This is a genomic window from Micromonospora radicis (assembly GCF_003583405.1).
GTDB classification, from domain to species: domain Bacteria; phylum Actinomycetota; class Actinomycetes; order Mycobacteriales; family Micromonosporaceae; genus Micromonospora; species Micromonospora radicis.
This window is the reverse complement of the sequence record NZ_QXEC01000013.1, coordinates 110,803-133,086: the sequence shown is the minus strand read 5'-3', so window position 1 is coordinate 133,086 and position 22,284 is coordinate 110,803. Positions and strand designations below refer to the sequence as shown.

20 protein-coding genes are annotated in these 22,284 nt (G+C 72.3%); 4 read left to right on the top strand and 16 right to left on the bottom strand.

Annotation, left to right across the window (positions count from 1 at the left end):
* Nucleotides 1-88 precede the first annotated feature (88 nt).
* From D2L64_RS15530 to D2L64_RS15470, 13 genes are all read right to left on the bottom strand, one after another.
* Nucleotides 89-910: an IclR family transcriptional regulator gene (locus D2L64_RS15530; protein ID WP_119577139.1), complete on the bottom strand. Its 822-nt coding sequence runs from the start codon at nucleotides 908-910 to the stop codon at nucleotides 89-91.
* 48 nt (nucleotides 911-958) lie between these two features.
* Nucleotides 959-1,948 carry an EamA family transporter gene (locus D2L64_RS15525; RefSeq protein ID WP_119577137.1) on the bottom strand — a complete coding sequence of 330 codons (990 nt, stop codon included), beginning with the start codon at nucleotides 1,946-1,948 and terminating at the stop codon, nucleotides 959-961.
* Nucleotides 1,935-2,378: an Ohr family peroxiredoxin gene (locus D2L64_RS15520; protein WP_119577135.1), complete on the bottom strand. Its 444-nt coding sequence runs from the start codon at nucleotides 2,376-2,378 to the stop codon at nucleotides 1,935-1,937. The genes D2L64_RS15525 and D2L64_RS15520 overlap by 14 nt, the downstream gene beginning before the upstream one ends.
* Nucleotides 2,375-3,202, bottom strand: coding sequence for an alpha/beta fold hydrolase (locus D2L64_RS15515; protein WP_119577133.1), 828 nt, complete (start codon nucleotides 3,200-3,202; stop codon nucleotides 2,375-2,377). Before D2L64_RS15515 ends, D2L64_RS15520 begins: the two co-directional genes overlap by 4 nt.
* Nucleotides 3,199-4,563 carry a M20/M25/M40 family metallo-hydrolase gene (locus D2L64_RS15510; protein WP_119577131.1) on the bottom strand — a complete coding sequence of 455 codons (1,365 nt, stop codon included), beginning with the start codon at nucleotides 4,561-4,563 and terminating at the stop codon, nucleotides 3,199-3,201. Before D2L64_RS15510 ends, D2L64_RS15515 begins: the two co-directional genes overlap by 4 nt.
* A 31-nt stretch (nucleotides 4,564-4,594) precedes the next feature.
* Nucleotides 4,595-5,332 (bottom strand): SDR family NAD(P)-dependent oxidoreductase, encoded by a 738-nt coding sequence (locus tag D2L64_RS15505; RefSeq protein WP_119577129.1) that lies wholly within the window; start codon nucleotides 5,330-5,332, stop codon nucleotides 4,595-4,597.
* Nucleotides 5,329-6,183: an ABC transporter permease gene (locus D2L64_RS15500; protein ID WP_119577127.1), complete on the bottom strand. Its 855-nt coding sequence runs from the start codon at nucleotides 6,181-6,183 to the stop codon at nucleotides 5,329-5,331. The genes D2L64_RS15505 and D2L64_RS15500 overlap by 4 nt, the downstream gene beginning before the upstream one ends.
* A gap of 12 nt (nucleotides 6,184-6,195) precedes the next feature.
* On the bottom strand, nucleotides 6,196-7,020 hold the full coding sequence (locus D2L64_RS15495) for an ABC transporter ATP-binding protein (RefSeq protein WP_199714544.1): 825 nt from the start codon (nucleotides 7,018-7,020) through the stop codon (nucleotides 6,196-6,198).
* 26 nt (nucleotides 7,021-7,046) lie between these two features.
* Nucleotides 7,047-8,156, bottom strand: a complete 1,110-nt coding sequence (locus D2L64_RS15490) for an ABC transporter substrate-binding protein (protein WP_119577193.1) — start codon at nucleotides 8,154-8,156, stop codon at nucleotides 7,047-7,049.
* 252 nt (nucleotides 8,157-8,408) lie between these two features.
* On the bottom strand, nucleotides 8,409-8,804 hold the full coding sequence (locus tag D2L64_RS15485) for a nuclear transport factor 2 family protein (RefSeq protein ID WP_119577125.1): 396 nt from the start codon (nucleotides 8,802-8,804) through the stop codon (nucleotides 8,409-8,411).
* Nucleotides 8,804-9,115 (bottom strand): hypothetical protein, encoded by a 312-nt coding sequence (locus tag D2L64_RS15480; protein WP_119577123.1) that lies wholly within the window; start codon nucleotides 9,113-9,115, stop codon nucleotides 8,804-8,806. Before D2L64_RS15480 ends, D2L64_RS15485 begins: the two co-directional genes overlap by 1 nt.
* Nucleotides 9,115-10,197 (bottom strand): class I SAM-dependent methyltransferase, encoded by a 1,083-nt coding sequence (locus D2L64_RS15475; protein WP_233558974.1) that lies wholly within the window; start codon nucleotides 10,195-10,197, stop codon nucleotides 9,115-9,117. Before D2L64_RS15475 ends, D2L64_RS15480 begins: the two co-directional genes overlap by 1 nt.
* Before the next feature lie 81 nt (nucleotides 10,198-10,278).
* Nucleotides 10,279-12,309 carry an oxidoreductase gene (locus D2L64_RS15470; RefSeq protein ID WP_119577121.1) on the bottom strand — a complete coding sequence of 677 codons (2,031 nt, stop codon included), beginning with the start codon at nucleotides 12,307-12,309 and terminating at the stop codon, nucleotides 10,279-10,281.
* Between the two features lie 417 nt (nucleotides 12,310-12,726).
* On the opposite strand from D2L64_RS15470, the gene D2L64_RS15465 reads away from it, so the two are divergent.
* On the top strand, nucleotides 12,727-14,364 hold the full coding sequence (locus tag D2L64_RS15465) for a hypothetical protein (RefSeq protein ID WP_233558967.1): 1,638 nt from the start codon (nucleotides 12,727-12,729) through the stop codon (nucleotides 14,362-14,364).
* Between the two features lie 32 nt (nucleotides 14,365-14,396).
* Here the strand turns inward: D2L64_RS15465 and D2L64_RS15460 are convergent, their stop codons facing one another.
* Entirely contained in the window at nucleotides 14,397-14,798 is a 402-nt protein-coding gene (locus tag D2L64_RS15460) for a DUF7144 family membrane protein (protein ID WP_119577116.1), read from the bottom strand.
* Nucleotides 14,799-15,019: 221 nt separating this feature from the next.
* On the opposite strand from D2L64_RS15460, the gene D2L64_RS15455 reads away from it, so the two are divergent.
* Nucleotides 15,020-18,388, top strand: a complete 3,369-nt coding sequence (locus D2L64_RS15455) for an endo-1,4-beta-xylanase (protein WP_119577113.1) — start codon at nucleotides 15,020-15,022, stop codon at nucleotides 18,386-18,388.
* Between the two features lie 43 nt (nucleotides 18,389-18,431).
* Here the strand turns inward: D2L64_RS15455 and eccB are convergent, their stop codons facing one another.
* Complete coding sequence (gene eccB / locus D2L64_RS15450) at nucleotides 18,432-19,814, bottom strand: type VII secretion protein EccB (protein ID WP_119577110.1); 1,383 nt, start codon at nucleotides 19,812-19,814, stop codon at nucleotides 18,432-18,434.
* Nucleotides 19,815-19,957: 143 nt separating this feature from the next.
* On the opposite strand from eccB, the gene D2L64_RS27580 reads away from it, so the two are divergent.
* Entirely contained in the window at nucleotides 19,958-20,134 is a 177-nt protein-coding gene (locus D2L64_RS27580) for a hypothetical protein (RefSeq protein ID WP_199714543.1), read from the top strand.
* Nucleotides 20,135-20,257: 123 nt separating this feature from the next.
* A complete protein-coding gene (locus D2L64_RS15440; RefSeq protein ID WP_119577104.1) occupies nucleotides 20,258-21,091 on the top strand; it encodes an alpha/beta fold hydrolase in 834 nt (277 codons plus the stop codon).
* Nucleotides 21,092-21,113: 22 nt separating this feature from the next.
* Here the strand turns inward: D2L64_RS15440 and D2L64_RS15435 are convergent, their stop codons facing one another.
* Complete coding sequence (locus D2L64_RS15435; protein WP_233558966.1) at nucleotides 21,114-22,283, bottom strand: fatty acid desaturase family protein; 1,170 nt, start codon at nucleotides 22,281-22,283, stop codon at nucleotides 21,114-21,116.
* Nucleotide 22,284 lies beyond the last annotated feature (1 nt).

The window sequence follows — 22,284 nt, the reverse complement described above, 5'->3', positions numbered from 1 at the left end:
GACCCACCTCCCCTTCCCCCGGAATCGGTGTCGGCGCCGGGCGGGCCGGGGATTCCCCCGCCCGGCGGTGTGTGGTCGTTCCGGCTGACTAGTCCTGGTCGGCGGGGCTGCGGGCGGCCGGCACCCGGTAACCCAGTTCGGCGGAGATCTCGTGCGCCGCCGCCGCGACCAGTGCGCCGTGCGCGGCGCAGACCTGTGGGGTGAAGCGGTCCTGCGGCCCGCACAGTGAGATGGAGCCGAAGATCTGCCCGGTGCCGTACCGCACCGCCGCGGCGACGCTGCCCGCCCCGCTCTGCCGCTCCCCCATGCTCACCGCGTAACCCTGCTGCCGGACCCGGATGAGTTCGGCGCGCAACGCCAGCGGGTCGGTGATGGTGGCCGAGGTGACCGACCGCATCGGCTGGGCGAGGTACTCCTCGACCTCGACCTCGGGCAGCGCGGCCAGGATCGCCTTGGACGACGATCCGGAGTGCAGCGGGTGGCTGGTGCCCAGCGACACCGACATGCGTACCTCGTGCGGTGAGAGCACCTGGTCGATGTAGACCCGTAGCCAGCCCTGCCGCACCGACAGGGTCGCCGTCTCGCCGCTGTCGCGGACCAGCCGGACCAGGTAGCGACGGGCGGTGTCCGGCACGTCCAGGGCACGCAGCGCGGCCAGGCCCACCGCGAGCGCGCCGGCGCCGAGCCGGTAACGCTTGGTGTCCTCGTTGAAGCTGAGGAAGTCGTCGGCCACCAGTTCCTTCAGGATCCGGTACGCCACCGCCTTGGGCAGGCACAGTTCCCGGGCGATCGTCGACACGCCGAGCGTCTCCGGTGCCCGTTCGGCGATGATGTTGATGACGTCGAGGGCCCGGCCGAGGCCGGAGCGTACGCGGGTGTCGTCCCGCTCGGCGAGCGTCGTCGTGGTCATGTCTGTCCTCACTGTCTGCGTACCCGGATTGCGGAGCCGGCGGCCGACTCACGGCGGTGCGGGCGTGGCCGGCGGCAGGCCCGCCCATCGTCGCGGCCGTTCCCGGGCGACCACCAGCGCCACGGCGGAGAGCACCACGACTCCGGCGAGCAGTTGCCGGCCGGTCAGCCGCTCGTCCAGCACCGCCATGCCGAGCAGTACCGCGACCACCGGGTTGACGTAGGCGTAGGTGGCGGCCAGTTGCAGCGGCGCGCGGCGCAGCAGCCAGGTGTAGACGCTGAAGCCGAGGACCGTGCAGACCACCATCAGGTAGGTCCAGGCCAGCCAGGACCGGCCGGACACGGCGGCCAACCGCAGCTCGGCCCACTCGCCGGTGCACAGGCCGGCGATCGCCACCCCGGTACCGCCGGCGACCATCTGCCAGCCGGTGCCGACCAGATGGTCGGCGGGCATGGCCAGCCGCTGGGCCAGCATCGAGCCGGCGGCCCACACCAGGGTGGACGCCACGATGGTGAGCATCCCGGCCAGATGCCACCGCTCGGTCGGGGCGACCAGCAGCAGCACCAGCCCGGCCAGCCCGCCGAGCACCCCGGCGACGGCCAGCGGCGCCGGACGCTGCCCGGTGCCGAAGCGGATCAGCAGTACCCAGACCGGCATCCCGGCGACCAGCAGCGACGTCAGTCCGGAGGGGACGTGCTGCTGGCCGATGGCGAGCAGCGCGCTGCCGGCGCCGACCATCAGCGTCCCGGTCACCGCCACGGCGGCCCACTCGTGGCGGGGCAGCCGCAGCCCGGCTGCCCCACGCCGCACCGCGACCACCGCGAACAGCACCGCACCGGCGGCCAGGAACCGGGCCGAGGTGGACGCCAGCGGCGGCAGGGTCTCCAGCGCGATCCGGTTGCCGAGGTAGGTGGACCCCCACACCAGGTAGAGCAGGACCAGGCCGGTCGCCAGGGCCAGCGGTGTGGTGGGCGTGGTGCCGCCCGGTGGCGCCGTCGGCGTCACCAGTGCGGTCCCGCGCGGGTCAGCGCCGTCCATCGGCCTGGATCGTCACGGTGGTGTTGCCCCGTAGGGCGTTGGAGTACGGGCAGAGCCGGTCGGCGGCGGCCACCGCGAGGTCCAGTTGGTCCTGTGGGCAGTCGGGCGCGGACACCACCAACGTCACGGCGATGGCGTACCGGCCGTCGTCGGTGGGGCCCAACGACACCGAGGCGGTCACGCTGGTCGGGCCGGTGCGGACCCCTTCCAGCCTGGCCGCGACGGCGAGGGCGCTGTCGAAGCAGGCGGCGTAGCCGGCGGCGAAGAGTTCCTCCGGATCGGTGCCGGGCGCCTGTGGACCCCGCTGGGCGGGACGGGTCAGGTCGACCTGGAGGGTGCCGGTCAGCGACTCGGCCCGGCCACCCCGTCCGCCGCTGACCCGCACCGACGCGGTGTAGATCACCTCGACCGGGACCGTCGCGCCGCTCACCGGACCGGCTCCCCGGGCACGCCGAGTTGGGCGGCGACGGCGTCGGCGAACGCCTCGGGCTGTTCGTCGGCGACGAAGTCGGTGCCGTCGGCGATGGTGACCAGCGGTGCGTGCGGCAACGCGGCCCGCACGACCGGGGTGAACCGGTGCACCAGGTCGACGTCGCCGTGCAGCAGTGCCGTCGGCACGCCGGTGCGGCCCAGCGCGTCGGTGTCCAGTTCGTGGTCGAAGACCGCCCGGTAGGCGGTGGCGTAGTCCGGGCCGGTCAGCAGGTACTCGGCGACCTGCCGGTCCGCCTCCGCCGGGGTGAGCCGGGGGTAGAGGCCGTACACCCGCTCCCAGATCACCCGCAGGTGGCTGCCGTCGCGGTCGGGACGGTAGCCCGGGGCGTACGACGTCTTCTTCTGCTGCCGTTCGGCCTGGTCGTACAGCGGCAGGCCCTGGAGGAGGAGCCGGTGCACCCGGCCCGGGTCGCGCAGGGTGGCCTCGGCGGCGACGATCGCGCCGGTGTGCTGCCCGAGCAGGTGCACCCGGCCCAGGCCGAGGGCGTCGGCGGCCTGCCACAGCCCGGCCGCGTACTCGGGGATCGACCAGGGGCGCGGCGGCGGGTCGGACATGCCGAAGCCGGGGGTGTCCAGGGCGACGACCCGCAGTCCCCGGTCGGCCAGCGGCGTCAGTACCGCGTCGTAGGTGGCCGAGGAGAGCGGCGACTGGTGGACGATCAGCAGCACCGGGGCGTCGTCCGCGCCGGCCGTGCGGTAGTGCACCTGGCCCCACGGCACGTCGACGTAGCCGCGTCGGCCGGTTCCGCGTGCCCGGGTCATTCCTGCACCGCCATCGCCGCCATGACCTCCACCACGTGTTTGATGCCCGCCCGGTAGTCGTCCAGGCGGATGTTCTCGTTGGGGCCGTCCACCCCGGAGTCGGCCCGGGACACCCCGACCCCGACGATCGGGCGGCCGGCGAGCACACCCTGGTTGCCGATCCACTGGGTGTACGGCTCGATCACCGGTTCGGTGCCGTACACCCGGCGGGCCGCGTCGGCGACCAGCGCGACGAACGGGTCACGGTGGTCGGTCAGGTTGGGGTGGCTCGTCGCCATCACCTCGATCTCGAGGTCGCCGAAGCCGGTGGCGGCCAGGTGCTCGCGGATGGCGGTCAGCACCCGGTCGGGATCCTGACCGGGCACCAGCCGGATCTCCAGCTTCGCGGCGGCGGTGGCCGGGATACCGAGGGTGACGTCGTCGCGCATGTCGCCGCCGGAGATGCCGGTGACGGTGAGGGTCGGCACGGTGCGGATCGCCTCGGCCGCCTGCTGGTCGTCCAGGCCACCGGTGAAGGTGTCCACTCCGGCGCGGCGGCGCAGGAAGTCCCCGTCGAAGTGCACGTCGGCGAGCAGGTCGCGTTCGGCGTCGGTGAGCGGTCGTACGTCGTCGGCGAAGCCCGGCACGGTTACCGTGCCGTCGGGTTCCTGCAGGCGAGCCAGCGCGGCGGCCAGCCGGGCGGTCGCCGCCGGCAGCAGCGCGGTGTTCTGGCTGGTCAGGTCCCGGGGCAGGGTACGCGCGGTGAGCCGCAGGTAGAGCACGCCCTTCTCGGCGAGCTTGAGCAGCAGCCGGTCCTGTGCGTCCACCCAGGAGTTCTCCCAGAGCGTGCCGTCGCTGGTCAGCCGGTCGGCGTGGGCGGTGACGAAGGAACCGAGGCCCGGGCTGTGCAGCCACTTCTTGCCCTCGAAGATGAACCGGCTGGTGACCGGCGGGGTCAGCCCGGCCAGCCGCCAGGCGGCCACCGCGTGGATGCGCGACATCAGCGCGCCCTTGTCGTCGGCCACGCCGCGGGCGTAGAGCCGGCCGTCGTGGATCTCGGCCGCGTACGGGGGGCTGATCCAGTCGGCGTCGTCGCCGGCCGGTTCCACCTCCACGTCGTAGTGGGTGAAGTGCAGCAGCGACCGGTCGCCGGCACCGGGGACCTCGGCCAGCACGTACGGGTACGAGTGCGCCCAGTCGACGACGTCGGCCTGCCCGCCCCAGCGGCGTACCGAGGCGGCGATGAACTCGGCGGTGCGGACCATCTCCTCGGGTTCGGGTCGGCGGCTACGGATGCGGCAGAGCTGTTGCAGTTCCTCGACGAACTCGTCGAAGTGGGCGTCGACCGCGGCGAGCGCGGCGGCGGTGTCGGGTCGGGTCATGGTTCCTCCCGCTGGTGGGGACGATGGCGGGTCAGTGGATGGTCACGCCGCCGTCGACGAAGATCGTCTGGCCGGTGACCATCGCGGCGGCGTCGCTGAGCAGGTAGGCGACCGCGTTGGCGACGTCGGTGGGTTCGGCCATCCGTCCCAGCGGGATGGTGGCCAGCTTGTCGGCGAGGTACGCCGCGTCGCCGCGGACGTCGGTGGTCATGTCGGTGGGCACGATGGTCGGGCCGACCGCGTTGACCCGGACCTGGTCGGCGGCCCACTCCAGGGCCAGTACCCGGGTCAGGTGCAGCACCCCGGCCTTGCTGACGCAGTAGCCGACGGTGTCGAGTACGGCGATGTGCCCGTTGGTGGAGCCGAGGTTGACCACCGCGCCGCGGGCGGCCCGCAGCGCCGGGTAGGCAGCCTGGCACATCCGGAACGTGCCGGTCAGGTTGACGTCCAGGACGGTGGTGAAGTCGCGTTCGGACATGGTGGCCGCCGGTCCGCGCCGGACGATGCCGGCGTTGTTGACCAGCAGGTCCAGCCGGCCGTGCCGGTCCAGCACCTCGGCCACCAGGTCCTGACACGAGCCGGCGGAGCGGACGTCGACGCGGTGCCTGCTGTGCGCCGCTCCCGCCGGCTCGTGGGTCCAGTCGTCGGCGATGTCGGCCCCGGCGACGGTGGCGCCCCGTTCGGCGAGGGTGGCGGCGATCCGGGCGCCGATGCCCCGGGCCGCGCCGGTGACCAGCGCCACCCGACCGTCGAACCGGTTCGGGTTCATGCCCCGATCACCTTGGTGTCCTCGGCCCAGAACGCCAGGCGGCGTTGCAGCAGTCGGATCACGAAGTGGGCGAGCAGGCCCATCACCGACAGCACCACCAGCACGGCGAACATGCCGGCGATGTCGAAGTTGTAGTTGGTCTGTAGGAGCAGGTAGCCCAGGCCCTCCTTGGCGCCGATGAACTCGCCGACGACCGCGCCGAGGATGGCGAAGACGATGCCGATGTCCAGTCCGGCGAAAATGAACGGCAGGGCGCTGGGCAGCCGCACCATCCGGAAGATCTGCGTCTTGCTGGCGCCGAAGACGGTGAGCATCTGGATCCGGTCGGCGTCGGCGGCCCGTAGTCCCTCGATGACGTTGACCAGCATCGGGAAGAACGAGATGACCGCGGCCATCACCACCTTGCTGGTCAGGCCGAAGCCGAACCAGAGGACGAACAGCGGCGCCAGGGCGACCTTGGGCACGGTCTGGAAGGCCACGATGTACGGCATGAGCGTCGCCTCGACGACCTTGATCTGGGAGATGAAGGTGCCGAGCAGGACGGCCGCGCCGACACCGATGACGAAGCCGAGCAGCGCCTCCTGGGTGGTCACCCAGAGGTGGCCCCAGAACTGTTCGTCGGTGAGCTGGCGTTGCAGCGCCTCGACGATCTGCGACGGGCGGGGCAGCACGTACTCGTCGACGGCGAGCAGTTGGGTGCCGTACTCCCAGGCCAGCACGACCACCACGAACACCGCCGGGACGAGCCACAGCTGGGGCCGTTCCCGCAGGTCGAACCGGCGTCGGGTGGGTTGCTGCGGCGCCGGGGCGCGGGTGTGCGGGGTCTGGTCCGCCACTTCGGTGGTAGGCATCTGGTCCCCCTGTCAGTCGATGACGCCGGCGGCGTTGAAGTGGTTGCGGATCCGGTCCACGTAGACCCCGGCCCGGTCGGAGGACATCACGCTCAGCTCGCGTGGGCGGTCCAGTTCGATGGGTACGATCTCGGCGATCCGGCCGGGGCGCGGGCTGAGCACCACCACCCGGTCGGAGAGGAACACCGCCTCCGGGATGGAGTGGGTCACCAGCACCACGGTCTGGCCGCTCTCCCGCCAGATCCGCAGCAGTTCGACGTTCATGTACTCGCGGGTCATCGCGTCCAGCGCGCCGAACGGCTCGTCCATCAGCAGCACGGCCGGGTCGTGCACCAGGGCCCGGCAGATGCCGGCCCGCTGCTGCATCCCGCCGGACAGCTCGTGCGGGTACTTCCGTTCGAAGCCGGTCAGGCCGACCAGCTCCAGCAGTTGCTGGGCGCGTTCCCGGTGCTTGTCGCGGTCCAGTTTCTGGATCTCCGCCGGCACCATGATGTTGTCGAAGATGGTGCGCCAGGGCAGCAGTGTGGGTGCCTGGAACACCATCCCGACCTCGGGAAGGGGTTTGCTCACCTCCCGGCCGGCGATGCGCACGGCACCGTCGGTCTTCGGGCTGAGGCCGGCGAGGATCTTCAGCAGGGTGGTCTTGCCGCAACCCGACGGTCCGACGACGGAGACGAACTCCCCGCGCCGCACGGTCAGGTTGATGTCGCGCAGTGCCTGGGTCGGTGCCGACCGGCGCGGCTGGTACCGCTTGTCCAGACCGACTACCTCGATCCAGGAGTCCTCCGACACCGCTGCCGGCTGCTGCATCCGGCGACCCATCGCCTTGATGGCCATCGTCTTCCCTTCCGCGTCCGCTGCCGCTACTTGGTGTAGTTCGCGGCCTTGTCGAGCACCGCGGCCTTGTCGAAGTCGTTCGCCCCGGCCAGCAGGCCCGGCTCCCACACGTCGGCCAGTGGCACGTCGCCGGTGATCTGCCCGGCCTCCTTCGTGTACGCCTGGGTCTTGGTCCACTCCTGCTCGCTGATGGCGCCCCAGTCGGCGAAGTCCTTGGGTTCGCCGGTGGCCGGGGTGGCCGTCTTCAGCCACGCCTGGAGGCTGCGGACGTCGTTGGCCAGCTGCTCGTCAGCCGACTTACCGGCGAGGATCTGCGGGAAGACCTGGTAGCCGATGCGCATGGCGGCCTCCGGGTTGTTCGCCGAGAACAACATCGCCTTGTACGCCGCCCGCAGGAAGCGGGTGTACACGTCCTTCTTGTCGTCGAGGCCGCGTGCCCCGACGGCGAAGCTCAGCGAGCGGATCCCGTTGAGGGCGTCCGGGTTGTCCAGGTACTTCAGCGTCGTGCCGGAGTTCTCGATCACCGCGTACGCCTGGGTGTACAGCGCCAGCACGTCGACCTGACCGTCGTTGAGCGCGGCGGCGGCCTGGGCGCCGACGCCGACCGGCAGCAGTTCCACGTCCTTGGCCGGGTCGAGGCCCGCCGCGGCGACGTAGGCCCGGGCGTACGGTGCCGAGCCGGACGCCAGGCTGATCACGCCGATCTTCTTGCCGCGCAGGTCGGCACCGCCGGTGATGGTGCTGTCCGGCTTCACCGCCATCACCCAGGGCCAGTTCTGCACCAGCCCGCCGATCGCCTTGACCGGCACGTTCTTCTCCACCGCGCCGAGGATGGATCCGCTGTCGGCGGCGGTGACGTCGGCGCTGCCGGTGGCGACCGCCTGGAGCGCGGCCACCGACCCGTCGGTGTTGATGGTCTCGACGGTCAGGTTCTCCTCGGCGAAGTACCCGAGTTCCTTGGCCACCGCGAACATGGCGACCTCTTCCTTCGGGCCGATCACGGCGGAGGCGATGGCGAAGGTCAACTCCGCCGGTGCGCCCTGCTCGCCGCTCGGCTCGTTGCCGGATCCCCCACAGCCGGCCAGCGCCACCGCGACGACGAGCGCCGCCGGCAGCAAACCCCACTTCTGCTTCATCTCGAACACCTCGTCAAAGAGTTCAGGGATAGGAATGTCGGGCCGACGGAGTCGGCCCTGGTCGAGGAAGTTGCGACCGGCGGAGCCGGTCGGGTCGAGGAGTGTCCGGCCGACGGCGCCGGCCGGGTCGAGGACGTGTCCCACCGGCGGCGCCGGGTGGGCTGGTCCGCCGGCGGGCCGGCGGACGGGGTTACTGGCGGCCGGGCGCCGGTGGGCGGTCCGGACACCACCTGGTGGTGCGGGTGGTGCTGCTCAGGTGATCGCGGTCGGCCGGTCGGCCACCGCCATCGCCAGGTCGTTGAAGACGTGCTGTTCGACGATCAGCCCGTCGCGGAGGAGGAACACGTCGGCGTAGCGGATCCCGTCGAACGTGCTGCCGTCCGGCCACTGCCCGTACAGCCGGCCGAGCGAGGTGACCGTGGTGTCGTCGCCGTCGGCGCCGACCAGGTACCGGTCGCGGTGCTTGCGGACCCACCGGTAGGTGCCGGTCGACGCCGCGGCCATCTCGGCGAGGGAGCCGAACCGCCGTCCGCCCGGGAACACCAGTCGGGCACCGGGGGCGAGCAGCCGGCCGGCCGCCTCGAGCTGCCGGTCCTCGCACAGCTGCAGGTAGTGGTCGACCAGGCCGGCCGGTCGCGTCGGGTCCATCAGCCGCTCTTGCCGTTCAGTGCCGCCTCCCACTGGCTGCGCAGCGGGTGTTCGGCGGGCCCGTCCTCGGTGAGGATGCGCATCAGCCGGACCAGCAACGCGTCGCGCTCGGTGTCGAGCAGCTGCGCCTCGTCGGCCTGCGGGTCGAAGCCGTCGACCTCACCGGCGGTGAGCAGGTCGCGGCGGACCAGCAGGGCCTCCACCACCCGTAGCCGCTGCCGGGTCACGTGCAGCTCGGTGGAGAGCTGCAGGACCAGGTCGAACAGCTTGCCGAAGCGAGGGTCGCCGAAGTAGTCGAACTCGCTGCTCATCATGCCTCCGGCTTGGTCGCGGAGAGCACGGCCCAGGGGAAGTGCCACTCGGCGCGGTCGCCCCAGCCCTCCGGCTGTACGCCGTTGCGCCGCTCGTCGAACGGCGTCCAACTGGCGTCGGTCAGCCCCACCTCGGCGCAGACCGCCAGCAGGTCGGAGCCGAACAGGGCGTGGAAGAACGGCTCGTTGTTGCGTTCGGCGTGCTCGTAGACGGTCGCGTCGCGCAGCGGGTCGCCGGTGAGCTGGAACTCCAGGAAGCGCAGCGCCCCACCGGGCTTGAGCAGTCGGGCGGCCTCGGCGATGGTGTCCCGGATCGCGTCGGTCGGCATCTCGTGCAGCACCATCGTCCCGGTGACCACGTCGCAGCTGCCCGCCTCCAGGCCGGTGGCCCGCCCGTCGCCCTGCCGGTAGTCGACGGCCAGCCCGGCCGCCTCCGCCTCGGCGTGGGCCAGGCGCAGCCCGGGCGCGGCCAGGTCGATGCCGATGATCTGGGCGTCCGGGTAGCGGGCGACCAGCGGGCGGGTGCTCTTGCCGAACCCGCAGCCGATGTCCACCACCCGGGTCGCCCCCGGCAGGTCGGGCAGGGCGGTGGTGCTGAACAGGCTGTGGAACTTGTAGCCGTCGTTGTCGCGCAGCATCACGATGCGGGCGCCGAACTCGTAGACGTAGGCGGACATGTCGTCGGAGAAGAAGCTGCCCGGCTGGATGTGGATGTCGTAGTCGGTGTACCAGTCCGGCAGTTCCAGGTCGGGGTCCAGGCGCAGTGAGCCCAGCGGCTCGGCCGGCACCGTCGCGAGCTGGTCGGCCAGCTCGTCGCGGCGGCTGAGGACGGCGTCACCGGCGGTCTTCCACAGCATCTTCTGCTGCACCCGCTCCAGGTGGGAGAACCACGGGTACAGCGGAAGCTCGCGCAGCGCGCGGCCGGCGGTGGCGATGTCCGCGGCCGGCTCGCCGGTGGCGGCGTACTCGCGGGTGAGGGCCGGGTAGACGGTGTCCGCCCAGCGCTTGCGCAGGCCGAGGACGAAGTCCACGGCGGAGCGTTCGTCCAGCGTGAGTCGTTTCTCGATGTCCAGCAAGTGCACTCCTTCGGGTCGGCCCGACCGGGGTCGGGTTCCGGTGCGGTTCACGCGGGGGGCCGGTACGCCGGTGGCGTACGGCACGGGTCAGTGGGCATGGGTCACCAGTTCGGCGGCGGGTGTGTCGTGACGGCCGAGAAAGGCGCCGGCCAGGCGACCCTCGTACACCGCCTCCAGGGCGGTACGCGGCGCGTTGGCGTCGCCGACCAGGTGGACGGAGGGGCCCTCGGGCAGGGCGTCCAGTTGCCGGTACAGGTCGTCCACGGCGACCGCCGAGCCGGCGTCGACCACGGCGGTGACGTCGGTGACGGTGACCTCGGCGTGGGCCAGCGGGCCGGTGAGCGCCACGGTCGTGGCGTCGACGACGCGGAGGCTGCGCATCGGGTGCGCCGCGACCCGCAGGTCGGCGAGGCGCTTCAGCAGGGCCAGCCGGGAGTAGGTGGTGATCCGGGTGGCGATCCCGGCGGAGGGCGAGACGAGGTGCACCCGACCGCCGCGCCGGGCGATGCCCTCGGCGAGCGAGGCGGCGGCCCAGGTTCCCTCGTCGTCGAGCACGACGTACGCGCCGGTGAGCGGGGTGTCGTCGGCCGGTGCGACCAGCCGCGTCACCGCCTGCGGCAGGTCGAGCACGGGTGGTCCGCCGGGCAGTGGCCGCCGGGCCGCCCGGGCGCCGGTCGCCACGATCACCGCGTGGTATCCGCCGTCGAGCACCTCGGCGAGGCCGGGCCGCCAGCCCAGCCGGATCCGCACCCCGCCCGCGTCTGCCTCGGCGGCGAGATCCCGGGTGAGCAGTCCGAGCCGTTCCCGGCCGGGTACCCGGGCGGCGAGGGCGACCTGCCCGCCGAGGGCGTCGCCGGCCTCGGCAAGGTCGACGTGGTGCCCGGCGCGCCGGGCGGCCACGGCGGCGGCGAGTCCGGCCGGTCCGCCGCCTACGACCAGCACCCGGCGGCGCGGCGCGCCGCCCAGCTCGGACCAGGCGGTACGCCATTCCCGCTCGGCGCCGACCTCGGGATTGACCACGCAGGAGATCGGCAGGCTCTGTTCCAGCCGGCCGATGCAGCCCTGGTTGCAGGCCAGGCAGGAGCGGACCTCGTGCTGGCGTCCCTGGCTGGCCTTGGCGACCAGGTGCGGGTCGGCGATGTGCGGGCGGGCCAGGCCGACCAGGTCGGCCGCACCGGCGGCGACCAGTTCGGCCGCCTCCGGCAGGCTGTCCAGCCGGCACACGGCCAGCACCGGCAGGTCGGGGAACTCACGCTTGAACCGGGCCGCGTGGTGCCGGAAGGGCGCGTGGCCGAAGCTCATGTCCGCCATCTGGGTGGCCAGGGTGAAGCTGCCGTGGTAGGCGGAGTGGCTGACGTGGACGTAGCAGAGCGGGAAGTCGGCGCGGAGCCGCGCGACGATCTCCACCATCGCGTCGGGGTCCAGCCCGCCGGGCAGGAACTCGTCGGCGCTGATCCGGAGCCCGACGGGCAGGTCGACGGCGGCGGTCACCGCGGTCAACACCTCGCGGGTGAGCCGCAGCCGGTTGTCCAGGCTCCCGCCGTAGTCGTCGGTGCGCTGGTTGGTGTGTGGCGAGAGGAACTGTTGCAGCAGGTGGCCGTGTCCGGCGTGGACCTCCAGGCCGTCGAAGCCGGCGCTGCGCATCCGGCGGGCCGCCGCGGCGAACGCCTCGACCACCACGGCGATGTCCTGTCTACCCATGGCATGCGGTACGTGTGCTCCGCCCGCCCAGGGCACCGGTGAGGACGACCAGGCGGCGGTCCGGGTGGCGTCGCCGTTGGCCTGCCGCCCGGCGTGCATGATCTGGGCGAAGATCCGCGCGCCGTGCTCGTGCACCGCGTCGGTCACGGCCCGGTAGGCCGGGATGACCGCGTCGCTGAAGCTGCCCAGGCTGATGCTGCGGCCGGCGCTGGTGGGGTGCACCCGGATCGCCTCGGTGATGATCATTCCGACGCCGCCGCGGGCCCGTTCGGCGTGGTACGCGGCCAGCCGCGCGGTGGGCTGGTTGCGGTACCCGAAGTTCGTGGTGTGACCGGGGACGAAGACCCGGTTGCGCAGTCGCACCGGACCCAGGCTTACCGGGGTGAGTAGGGATCGAAGCTGTCCGTCGTTGGCCATGCCCGCGGCCTCCCGTCTGGACGACGTACGCCCCACCGATCGGATCCCGTTCGGTTGAGCCGTACGCCGTTCGATTGAGGGGAACGCTAAGTCGGGCGTTGATCCTTAGTCAATGAGCTACCGTTCAGTAACTTTTTTCGAGACAAAGCCTTGACCTGCTGTTTCTCTCAGCCGAACAACAAATCCGGCGGGTCGCACAAACCTGGCGAACGAACGGCGCACCCGGACCGCTCACCGCCGCCGAGACCCGACCGCTCGTCCCCGGCGAGCGGCCGGAGGGCCACCGCCGGTGGCTTCTCGACGCCCGGCGGCGTCGCACGGGCGCGCTCCCCGGCCGACGGCGATCCTGCCGGACTCGCCGACGCGACGGCCCCCGGTGCGGAAGTCTGCGAGGGAGACGGCGGCGAAGGAGGCGTGGTGCGGAGGGCGAACCGGAGACTGGGTGGACTACTGCTGCTGACGGCCACGGCCCCGACGGTCGAGGCGATCGTCGTGGTGTCCCTGGGTTTCGTCGCCGCAGAGGGCCTGGCCCCGCAGACCGCCGCGGTCTGGCCGTACGACACGTACCACGATCTCCGCTGGTTGTTCGTCTACCACAACTCGTGGCCGGCGTTCCTGATCTGGTTCGCCGCCCTGGTGGCGGCCCGGGGGGCGTTCCACACGGTGCTGGTGATGCTGGCGTGGCCGGAAGGGGTACCCCGGCCACCGGGCAGGTGGTTACTGCGGCGCAACCTGGGACTCGCCGTACTGGTCGCGTTCCTGATCGCGCCGTGGGCCCTGACCTCGGTGGCCGCCTCGGTGGTGGCGCTGTCCTGGGTACTGCTGGCCTCCCTGCTGCCGATGTTCCTGCTGGCACCGTTCCTGCAACGGGCCGCCGTGGTGGGCCCCTGGTGGCGGGGGCTGCCGTCGATCTCGCTGGTCGGCTGGTCGCTGCTGAACTTCGTGGTGCTCACCCTGGCCGGGGCGCTGTGCTGGAGCGTGCCGGGCTGGTGGGCGGTGCCGGTCGCCACGACCGCCGGAGTGGTCAACGGACTGCTCTGGAACCGGACGATCCGCTCGGCGCTGCTCGCCCCCTCGACCCGGTGGACCAGGGTGCCCGCAACCCCCATCGCGACGCTGGCCGCACTCGCGGTACCCCTGATCATCCCGGTGCTGGTGGACCGGGTGCCCGGCAAGGACCTGCGGACCGAGGCGGTGGTGCTCGACCGGCCGCTGCCACCGGAGGTCGAACACGCCGTCATCGTGCTGGCCGGCTACGGCTCCGCCTACGGCGGGGAGCAGCCGCCGGACGACCGGGCCGAGCGCTTCTCCTACCGCGGGCTGGGCCCGGACGGGCAGCCCCGGCCGTACCGGCCGACCGACACCAGCATCTCGGTGGCGGACAGCGTGCGGCTGCTCGACGAGCAGGTGACCCGGCTGCACCAGCGCACCGGCCGACAGGTCGCCCTGATCGGCGAGAGCGAGGGCGCGATGGTCGCCCGTACGTACCTCCAGTCGGAGCCGCACCCGTCCGTCGACACCCTGGTCATGTTCAGTCCGTTGATCAACGCCGGACGCGCCTACTACCCGCCGCCAGGGCAGAACCACGGATGGGGGGTGGTGACGGGGTGGCAGTTGCGGATTGTGTTCGGGCTGATGCGCCTGGTCGGCGGGCCCCAGACCACACCGGACGAGCCGTTCATCCGCTCCCTGATCGACAACGCACCGTTCTACCGCAACCAGCTGATGTGCCCGGTACCCGGGATACGGATCGTCGCCTTCATCCCCACCACCACCGCGGCCGAGGCACCACCGGGCGACTACACCGACATCCCCGTCTTCCAGATGCCCGGCGTGCACGGCGGGCTGCTGGACCGCGGGCTGGTCCAGGACCGCCTGATCGCCTTCCTCTCCGGCGAACCGGTCCATCATCAGTTGGACGAGTACGGCCTCCTGCAGCGGCTCGGCGCCGCCTGGCAGGCGCCACCGCTGGCCATCGCGGCCAATCCCGCCTGGGCCGAGTTCCGGCAGCCGGATCCGGCCTTCACCGGCCAGGTCTGCCTGCCCACCCGCTGACCCCCGCCGGCCCGGGACTCCGCACGCCGGCCCTACCAGGCGCGCTCGATGCCCGGCGGCGCCCGCCGCTGCCTGACCACCAGCCGGGCGGCGGCCAACGCCAGCCCGAGCGAGATCACCGTCTGGATCGGGTGGTAGGCGAGGAAGAACAGGTGCACCGCCACGAAGGCCACCACCGCGACCAGGGCCAGCCCGGCCGACCAGCGCCGCCGTAGCGGCAGCAGCGCCGCGGCCAGCGTGGTGAACCCACCGACGACCAGGTGCAGCCAGGCCCAGCCGGTGATGGGGTGCTGCTGCACCACGCCGGCACCGACCGAGACGTACCGGGGCGCGGTCAGGTCACCGATGCCCGCCACCGCGTCGAAGATCCCCGCCGCGCCCAGCAGCACCCCGGCCAACAGCAGTCCCCGATCACGGTCGGCACCACCGGTCACCCGCTCCCCCGTCCCTGGTTCGGGCCGGCACCGGACCGGCCCGCTACGGGTTGCTTACCAGAGGCGACCGCACCGCCGGCCCGGTTCCGCTCTTCCGGAAACTTCCGGAAGTTGTAGCCATCCGTTTCGGCTCGGCATAACATGCACGCGCTTGGATCCGTCCCGGGTCACCAGCACCAACCGCCTCCGCCATTCGCCGAACAGCGACAGGGAATCCGCCGATGCGCTTCTGGAAACCGTCCCCACGAACCCGCCGCCGATCACGAACTCTCGGCGCGCTCTGCGCCGCCACCCTCGTCGCCGCGATCACCGTCGCCCCCGCACCGGCCGCCGCGCAGGTCGCCCTCGACAACGACTTCGAAGCCGGCTCGTACGCGCCCTGGGGGCCGCGCGGTGACGTGACCCTCGCCATCGCCGACGAAGGCCACGAGAGCGACCACAGCCTGTCGGTCACCGGCCGCACCGCCAACTGGCAGGGCCCCGCGACGAACGCCACCACGCTGCTGCGACCCGGGGTCCGGTACACGGTCAGCGCCTGGGTGAAGCTGCCCGCCGGCACCGCGGGCAGCGCCGGGGTGCACTTCACCGTCGAGTCGACCCCGGCCGCGGGTGGCGACAACACCTACACCTGGATCGGCGCCGCCGTGCCGACCACCGCGGACGGGTGGGTCCGCATCGGCGGCGACTACACGCTGCCCGACGGGCTCGGCGCCGCCACCCTCTACGTCGAGGCCGAGGGCGACACCCCGTTCCTCCTCGACGACGTGTCGATCACCGCGCCGGACGGCGGTGGCGGGCCGACGCCGGGCACCGTCGTGGTCGACACCGACTTCGAGGCCGGGCTGGACGGTTGGGGCCCACGCGACAGCGGCCCCGGCGCCCCGACCGTCACGCTCACCGACGTCGCCCACGGTGGCGCCTCCGCCGCGCTGGTCAGCGACCGGGTCAACCAGGGCGCCGGCCTGGGCCGCGACGTGACCGGGCTGTTCGAGGCGGGGGTGAGCTACGAACTCGACGCCTGGCTGCGGTTCGCCGAGGGCCAGCCGACCGACCAGATCTGGCTCAGCCTGGCCAGCGCCACCGGCGACAGCCAGTCGTTCAGCACCCTCGCCCAGTTCGAGACGGTGACCAACACCGGGTGGACGCGGGTGACCGCGCGCTTCACCATGCCCGCCGCGGACAGCGCGTCACTCTACTTCGAGACCCGCTGGCAGGGCTCGGACGTGGTCGGCAACACCAGCGACTTCCTCGTCGACGACATCGTCGTGCGGGTGCCCGAGCCGCCCGTCGTCGAGGACCTCACCGGCATCCACGAGACCACCGACTTCCCGGTCGGTGTGGCGATCGACAGCCGGGAGACGGTCGGCGCCGCCGCCCAGTTGCTGACCCGGCACTTCAACCAGATCACGCCGGAGAACCACATGAAGCCCGAGGCCTGGTACGACGCCGAGGGCACCTTCCGCCCGCACGAGCAGGCGCTGGCCATGATGGACTTCGCCCGGGACAACGACCTGCGGGTCTACGGCCACGTACTGGTCTGGCACAGCCAGACTCCGGACTGGTTCTTCACCAACGCCGCCGGGCAGCCGCTCGGCACGTCGGCGGCCGACCAGCAGGTGCTGCGCGAACGGCTGCGCACCCACATCTTCGACGTCGCCGGGTCGCTCAGCGAGCGGTACGGCGCGTTCGGCTCCGCCACCAACCCGCTGTACGCGTTCGACGCGATCAACGAGGTGGTCAGCGACAGCGGAGAGTACGCCGACGGCCTGCGCCGCAGCGAGTGGTACCGGATCCTCGGCGAGAACTTCATCGACCTGACGTTCGAGTACGCCGACGAGGCGTTCAACGACGTCTACGCGGCCGAGGGCGCCGATCGTCCGGTCACCCTGTTCATCAACGACTACAACACCGAGCAGAGCGGCAAGCAGTCCCGGTACAAGGCGCTGGTGCAGCGGCTGCTGGCGCGCGGCGTACCGGTCGACGGGGTGGGTCACCAGTTCCACGTCTCGTTGGCCACGCCGGTGCGGGACCTGGAGGTCGCGCTGGAGTCCTTCGCGGACCTGCCGGTGGTCCAGGCGGTCACCGAACTCGACGTCACCACCGGTACCCCGGTGACCCAGGCGAAGCTGATCGACCAGGGCTACTACTACCGGGACGCCTTCCGGATCTTCCGGGCGTACGCCGAGGATCTGCTGGCCGTCACGGTCTGGGGGCTCACCGACGGTCGCTCGTGGCGCTCCGGCAACGGCGCCCCGCTGGTCTTCGACGACAACCTGCGGGCCAAGCCCGCGTACCACGGGGTGGTCGACGGTGAGCTGCCCGCGCGGCTGCGCACCGCCAACGTCTTCGCCGGTGACGTGCCGCTGACCGCCGCCGCGCCGAAGGATCCGACCTGGCGCCAGCTGCCGCTGCACAAGGTGGCGGAGAAGGCCCGGTTCCAGCTGCGCTGGGCGCCGGACCACCTGACCGCGTACGTGACGGTGGACGACAGCACGGTCGACGGGAGCGACCGGGTCAGCTTCGTCCTCGACGGCGAGACCTACCGGGTCGACCGCGAGGGCAGCGGGGACGTACCGGCCGTGGCGACCGGCCGTGACGGCGGCTACCACCTGGTCGCCCACCTGCCGCTGAGCGACGCCACCCGGAGCGACGCGGTCACCCTCGACGTGCGGGTCAGCGACGACGGCAGCACCTCCGGCTGGAACACCCCGGGCGCGGTGGGCACCCTGACCCTGGTGGAGGAGCTGTCGTACGTGGCGGTGCGGCAGGCAGCGACCGCGCCGGTCATCGACGGCGCGGTGGACGCGGCCTGGGCGCAGGCCGCCACGGTGACCACGGCGAAGCAGGTATCCGGCACCGACGGGGCGACCGCGACGGTGCGCACCCTGTGGCGGGGTCAGACGCTCTACGTGCTGGCGGAGGTCACCGACCCGGTGGTGGACGTCTCCGGTTCCGATCCGTGGACCCAGGACTCGGTCGAGATCTACGTCGACGCCGGCAACGCCAAGAACGGCAGCTACCGCTACGACGACACGCAGATCCGGATCAACGCCGACAACGTGGTGTCGTTCGGCACCGGCGACGAGGCGTTCCAGGCGGCTCGGCTGGACAGCGCGGCCGTACGCACCGCGACCGGCTACACGGTCGAGGCGGCGATCAGCCTGCTCGAGTACGGCGGCCTCGACACCTTCCACGGCCTGGACTTCCAGGTCAACGACGCGTCCAACGGTGCCCGTACGTCGATCCGCAACTGGGCCGAACAGGAGGGTGCGGGCTACCAGAGCACCGCCCGCTGGGGGGTCGGCCAGCTGGTCGTGGGCTCCAACGTGGACGTGCAGCTGACCACGGTCGCCCGGTGGAACTCCGACAGCGGTGGCGGTTACTGCGCCACCATCACCGCCACCAACACCGGCGACCGGCCGGTCGAGTGGGCCGCCGTGGTCGACCTCGAGGGCGACGTCTACGACGCGTGGAACTTCCGGCGGGAGCGGCTGACCGGTGACACGTACCGGATCCGGGGTGTCGACTGGAACAGGACCCTCGCCCCCGGTGCGAGCACCTTCAGCGTCGGGTACTGCGCGAACCTGTGACGTCGGTTCGACGAGGCCCGGCGGCCGGCCGCCCCCCACTGGGTCAGGGGGTGGCCGGTTGCCGGGCGGCCCGTGGGTCCAGGGCCGCCCCGGCGGGGATCAGGCTGACCAGGCCCGCCGGCAGCCGCACCGGGCGCACCTGCCCGTAGCCGAGCATGGCCGACACCTCGGCGTCGGCCAGTACGTGCCGGCGGCCCAGATCGGTCACCACGGAGATCGCCCCGCCGGTGGCGCCGGGCGAGGCCACGGATTCGACCAGGGCGCCCCGGCCCGGCTCCACCAGCACCTGCTCGGCGGTGACCGGGCCGCCCGACCCGCGACCGGTGGGCGCGGCGGTGGTCAGGTCCGGCAGGTCGCCGCCGAGGCGCAGGTCGACCGCGCCGGTGTCGTCGCCGACCTGGGCGCAGAGTACCGGCGAGTCCACGGTGGCCAGCCGGGGCGGGGTGCCCGGTGGCGCGTCCGGTCCACCGGGGGCGAGGTCGGCCGACTGGGGCAGGGTGGCGAACCGGCCGAGGCTGATCTGTTCCGGCTCGCGTTGGCCAGTCCGGGCCAGTTGCACGGCCGCCTGCAACTCGGTGATCCCGGCGAGCCCGTCGCGCAGCACCACCGCGTACTGCCGGGCGCCGCCGGAGTTGGTCACCAGCAGCACGTCACCGATCCGGGCGTCGGTGACCCGGGTGGAGGGCTCACCGAGGTCGGGCAGGTCCAGTGGGGCCAGGTCCCGTCCGGCCGGGACGGTGTTGAGCAGCGCTGCGGCGACCGGGACGGCGCGGGACCGGGTGGTCGCCAGCGCGGCGAGCACCCGGTCGGCGTCGCGGATCAGGTGCCGGCGCTGTTGCCAGACCAGGTGCAGCCGGCCGCCCGGATCGCGCAGCAGCAGCGCCTCCGCGCCCAGCGGGCGACCGTCGGCGGCGGCGCCGACGGTCAGCACCGACCGGGGTCGGCCCCCGCCGGCCGGGGGCGGGTGCACCGAGCAGACCGTCCAGGGTGCGGTGGCCAGTCGCCCGGGCGCGGGCAGTGAGTCGGGTGCGTCGGCGATGCCCAACGGCAGGCCACGGGGTACGCCGTCGATCGACCGGCGGGACACCAGCACCGTCCGCGGTCGTTGCGCGCCGGTTATCAACAGCGCCGAGGCGTAGTTGAGCACCGGGTGCAGCTTCTCGTCGCGGTAGACGAACCGGGCGCCCGACTCCTTCTCCACGATGACCGCACCGCTGTCGCGCCACTTCGCGCCGCCACCGACGAACAGGCCGTAGAGGGCGGAACCACCGAGCCCGATCGCCGCCACCAGCACGCTGGCCAGGGCCGCTCCGGCGAGCCGGCGCAACGGCGACTGCGGCGGATCGGTCTCCCGCAGCACCAGGGCGGCGACCACCCGCTGGATGGTGAACTGGTACGAGTGCAGCTGGTCCTGCCGCGACGGCATGGGCTTCCCTCCGGCGATGCGCTCGGCGGACAGGATATGCGTTGCGTCGATGTCTCGCGGACCCCGGCATGACCTGGTCACTTTCGGGTAGCAGTGTCGGCAGGCCGCCCGGACCGACCCGGTGGCCGGTTCAGGAGGTGGAGATGCGCGCGCTGCTCTGGGTCGTCGGCGTGATCGCCGGCGTGATCATCCTGCTCGGGCTACTCCTCGAGGCGGTCCGCTGGCTGGTCATCATCGGGCTGATCGCCCTCGCCGGGGTGATCATCCTGGCGTTCGTCAAGGGTCGGCGGTCGATGCAGCACCATCCCAGCCGCCGCTGACCGGACGCTGATCGTCGCCACGCCGCCGGAACAGCGGTCACCGCAGGCGCGGGTGGCCGCCGTTGCGGCGGACCTGTTCGCCGCGGACGGCCCGGCCGCGACGCGAGCGGCTATGCTCACGCCGTGGTGATCGAGTTCGATGCCGAACTGCCCGACGGCGGTGTGCTGCACGGCTACGACACCGGCGGCGACCGGCCGGCGGTGCTCTGGCACCACGGCACCCCCAACATCGGTTCGCCGCCCGCGCCGCTCTTCGCCGCCGCGGATCGGCTCGGCCTGCGGTGGCTCTCCTACGACCGCCCCGGCTACGGCGGGTCGCCGCGCCGCCCCGGTCGCCGACTCGCTGACGCCGCCGGGTACGCCGCGACCGTCGCCGACGCCCGCGACGTCGCGCGCTTCGCGGTGATGGGTCACTCCGGGGGCGCCTCGCACGCGTTGGCCTGCGCGGCGCTGCTGCCCGACCGGGTGACGGCGGTGGTCGCCGCCGCGTCGCTGGCGCCGTACGACGCCGAGGGGCTGGACTGGTACGCCGGCATGATCGCCTCGGGCGTGGCGTCGCTGCGGGCCGCCGCCGCGGGACGCGACGCGAAGGAGCGGCACGAGGCCTCCGGCGCCGAGTACGACCCGGAGTTCACCGAGGCGGACGAGGCGGCCCTGGCCGGCGCCTGGTCGTGGTTCGGCAGCGTGGTCGGGCCGGCCCAGCAGGGCGATCCGGGCGGGCTGGTCGACGACGACCTCGCCTACGTCTCGCCGTGGGGCGTCGCGCCGGCCCGGATCGGTGCGCCCCTGCTCCTGCTGCACGGTGACCGGGACGGCATCGCGCCGGTAGCGCACGCCGAGTGGCTGGCGGGCCACTGCCCGACCGCCGCCCTGCGCCGGTCACCGCGCGACGGGCACATCTCGGTGCTGCGTCATGCGGAGTCGGCGTTGGAGTGGGTGCGGGCAGCGGTCGGCTGAGCCGGATCCGTCGGCGGCGGGGTCAGGCGCCCACGGTGGCGAGGGTGCGGGGCGCGGACGGCCCGGTGGCGGGCCCGTTCGGGCGGTCGTCGGAGACGCCGGGCCGACGCCGGTTCGGCAGGGCGAGCCGGAAGACCTTCTTCCACGCGGAGAAGACCTGCCGGGGCAGCGAGCCGGTGGTGTACCTCAGCCCGTACCGGTCGAACAGCGCGCGTACCTCGGGGGCGATCTCCTGGTAGCGGTTGCTGGGCAGGTCCGGGAAGAGGTGGTGCTCGATCTGGTACGACAGGTTGCCGGTCATGATGTGCATCAGCCGGCTGCCGCTGATGTTGGCCGAGCCGAGCATCTGCCGCAGGTACCACTCGCCGCGGGTCTCGCCCTCGATCGAGGTCTTCGAGAAGGTCTCCACGCCCTCCGGGAAGTGCCCGCACATGATCACCGAGTGGCTCCACAGGTTGCGGATCAGGTTCGCGGTGAAGTTGGCGGCCATGGTGTGGAAGAACGACGGACCGGACAGCAGCGGGAACAGCAGGTAGTCCTTGAGGACCTGGCGGCGGATCTTCCGGCCGGCGGCGCGGAGCTGGGCCCGGAACACCGGATCCTTGTGCCCGCCGTTCTTCAGCTTCTGTCCCAGGTCCAGGTCGTACGCGGCCACGCCGTACTCGAAGAAGCAGGCGTTGAGGAAGTTGTAGAACGGCTGGCCCAGGTACGCCGGGTGCCAGGGCTGGTCCTCGTCGACCCGCATGATGCCGTAGCCGAGGTCGTTGTCCTTGCCGACCACGTTGGTGTAGCGGTGGTGCAGCTCGTTGTGCGACTGCTTCCACTGCTCGGCGGGGGTGGCGTGGTCCCACTCCCAGGCGGTCGAGTGGATCTTCGGGTCGCGCATCCAGTCCCACTGGCCGTGCAGGACGTTGTGCCCGATCTCCATGTTCTCCAGGATCTTGGCCACTGCGAGCCCGGCCGTGCCGACGAGCCAGGCCGGCGGGAACAGCGAGAACAGCAGCACCACCCGGCTGCTGACCTCCAGCTTGCGCTGGGTCGAGATGACCTTGCGGATGTACGCGGCGTCCCGCTCGCCCCGGTCGGCGATCACCCGTTCCCGGATGGCGTCGAGTTCCTTGCCGAGCGTCTCGATGTCCTCGGCGCTCAGGTGCGCGATCGGGTTGTCGGCCTTCTTCTGGATGACGGTCACG

What these genes read in the sequence shown, in the direction of transcription:
- D2L64_RS15495 (WP_199714544.1), bottom strand. Translation starts at nt 7,020, where the DNA reads ATGGCCATCAAGGCGATGGGTCGCCGGATGCAGCAGCCGGCAGCGGTG.
- D2L64_RS15515 (WP_119577133.1), bottom strand. Translation starts at nt 3,202, where the DNA reads ATGACCCGGGCACGCGGAACCGGCCGACGCGGCTACGTCGACGTGCCG.
- eccB (WP_119577110.1), bottom strand. Translation starts at nt 19,814, where the DNA reads ATGCCGTCGCGGCAGGACCAGCTGCACTCGTACCAGTTCACCATCCAG.
- D2L64_RS15505 (WP_119577129.1), bottom strand. Translation starts at nt 5,332, where the DNA reads ATGAACCCGAACCGGTTCGACGGTCGGGTGGCGCTGGTCACCGGCGCG.
- D2L64_RS15530 (WP_119577139.1), bottom strand. Translation starts at nt 910, where the DNA reads ATGACCACGACGACGCTCGCCGAGCGGGACGACACCCGCGTACGCTCC.
- D2L64_RS15490 (WP_119577193.1), bottom strand. Translation starts at nt 8,156, where the DNA reads ATGAAGCAGAAGTGGGGTTTGCTGCCGGCGGCGCTCGTCGTCGCGGTG.
- D2L64_RS15470 (WP_119577121.1), bottom strand. Translation starts at nt 12,309, where the DNA reads ATGGCCAACGACGGACAGCTTCGATCCCTACTCACCCCGGTAAGCCTG.
- D2L64_RS15500 (WP_119577127.1), bottom strand. Translation starts at nt 6,183, where the DNA reads ATGCCTACCACCGAAGTGGCGGACCAGACCCCGCACACCCGCGCCCCG.
- D2L64_RS15480 (WP_119577123.1), bottom strand. Translation starts at nt 9,115, where the DNA reads ATGAGCAGCGAGTTCGACTACTTCGGCGACCCTCGCTTCGGCAAGCTG.
- D2L64_RS15525 (WP_119577137.1), bottom strand. Translation starts at nt 1,948, where the DNA reads ATGGACGGCGCTGACCCGCGCGGGACCGCACTGGTGACGCCGACGGCG.
- D2L64_RS27580 (WP_199714543.1), top strand. Translation starts at nt 19,958, where the DNA reads ATGCGCGCGCTGCTCTGGGTCGTCGGCGTGATCGCCGGCGTGATCATC.
- D2L64_RS15510 (WP_119577131.1), bottom strand. Translation starts at nt 4,563, where the DNA reads ATGACCCGACCCGACACCGCCGCCGCGCTCGCCGCGGTCGACGCCCAC.
- D2L64_RS15455 (WP_119577113.1), top strand. Translation starts at nt 15,020, where the DNA reads ATGCGCTTCTGGAAACCGTCCCCACGAACCCGCCGCCGATCACGAACT.
- D2L64_RS15485 (WP_119577125.1), bottom strand. Translation starts at nt 8,804, where the DNA reads ATGGACCCGACGCGACCGGCCGGCCTGGTCGACCACTACCTGCAGCTG.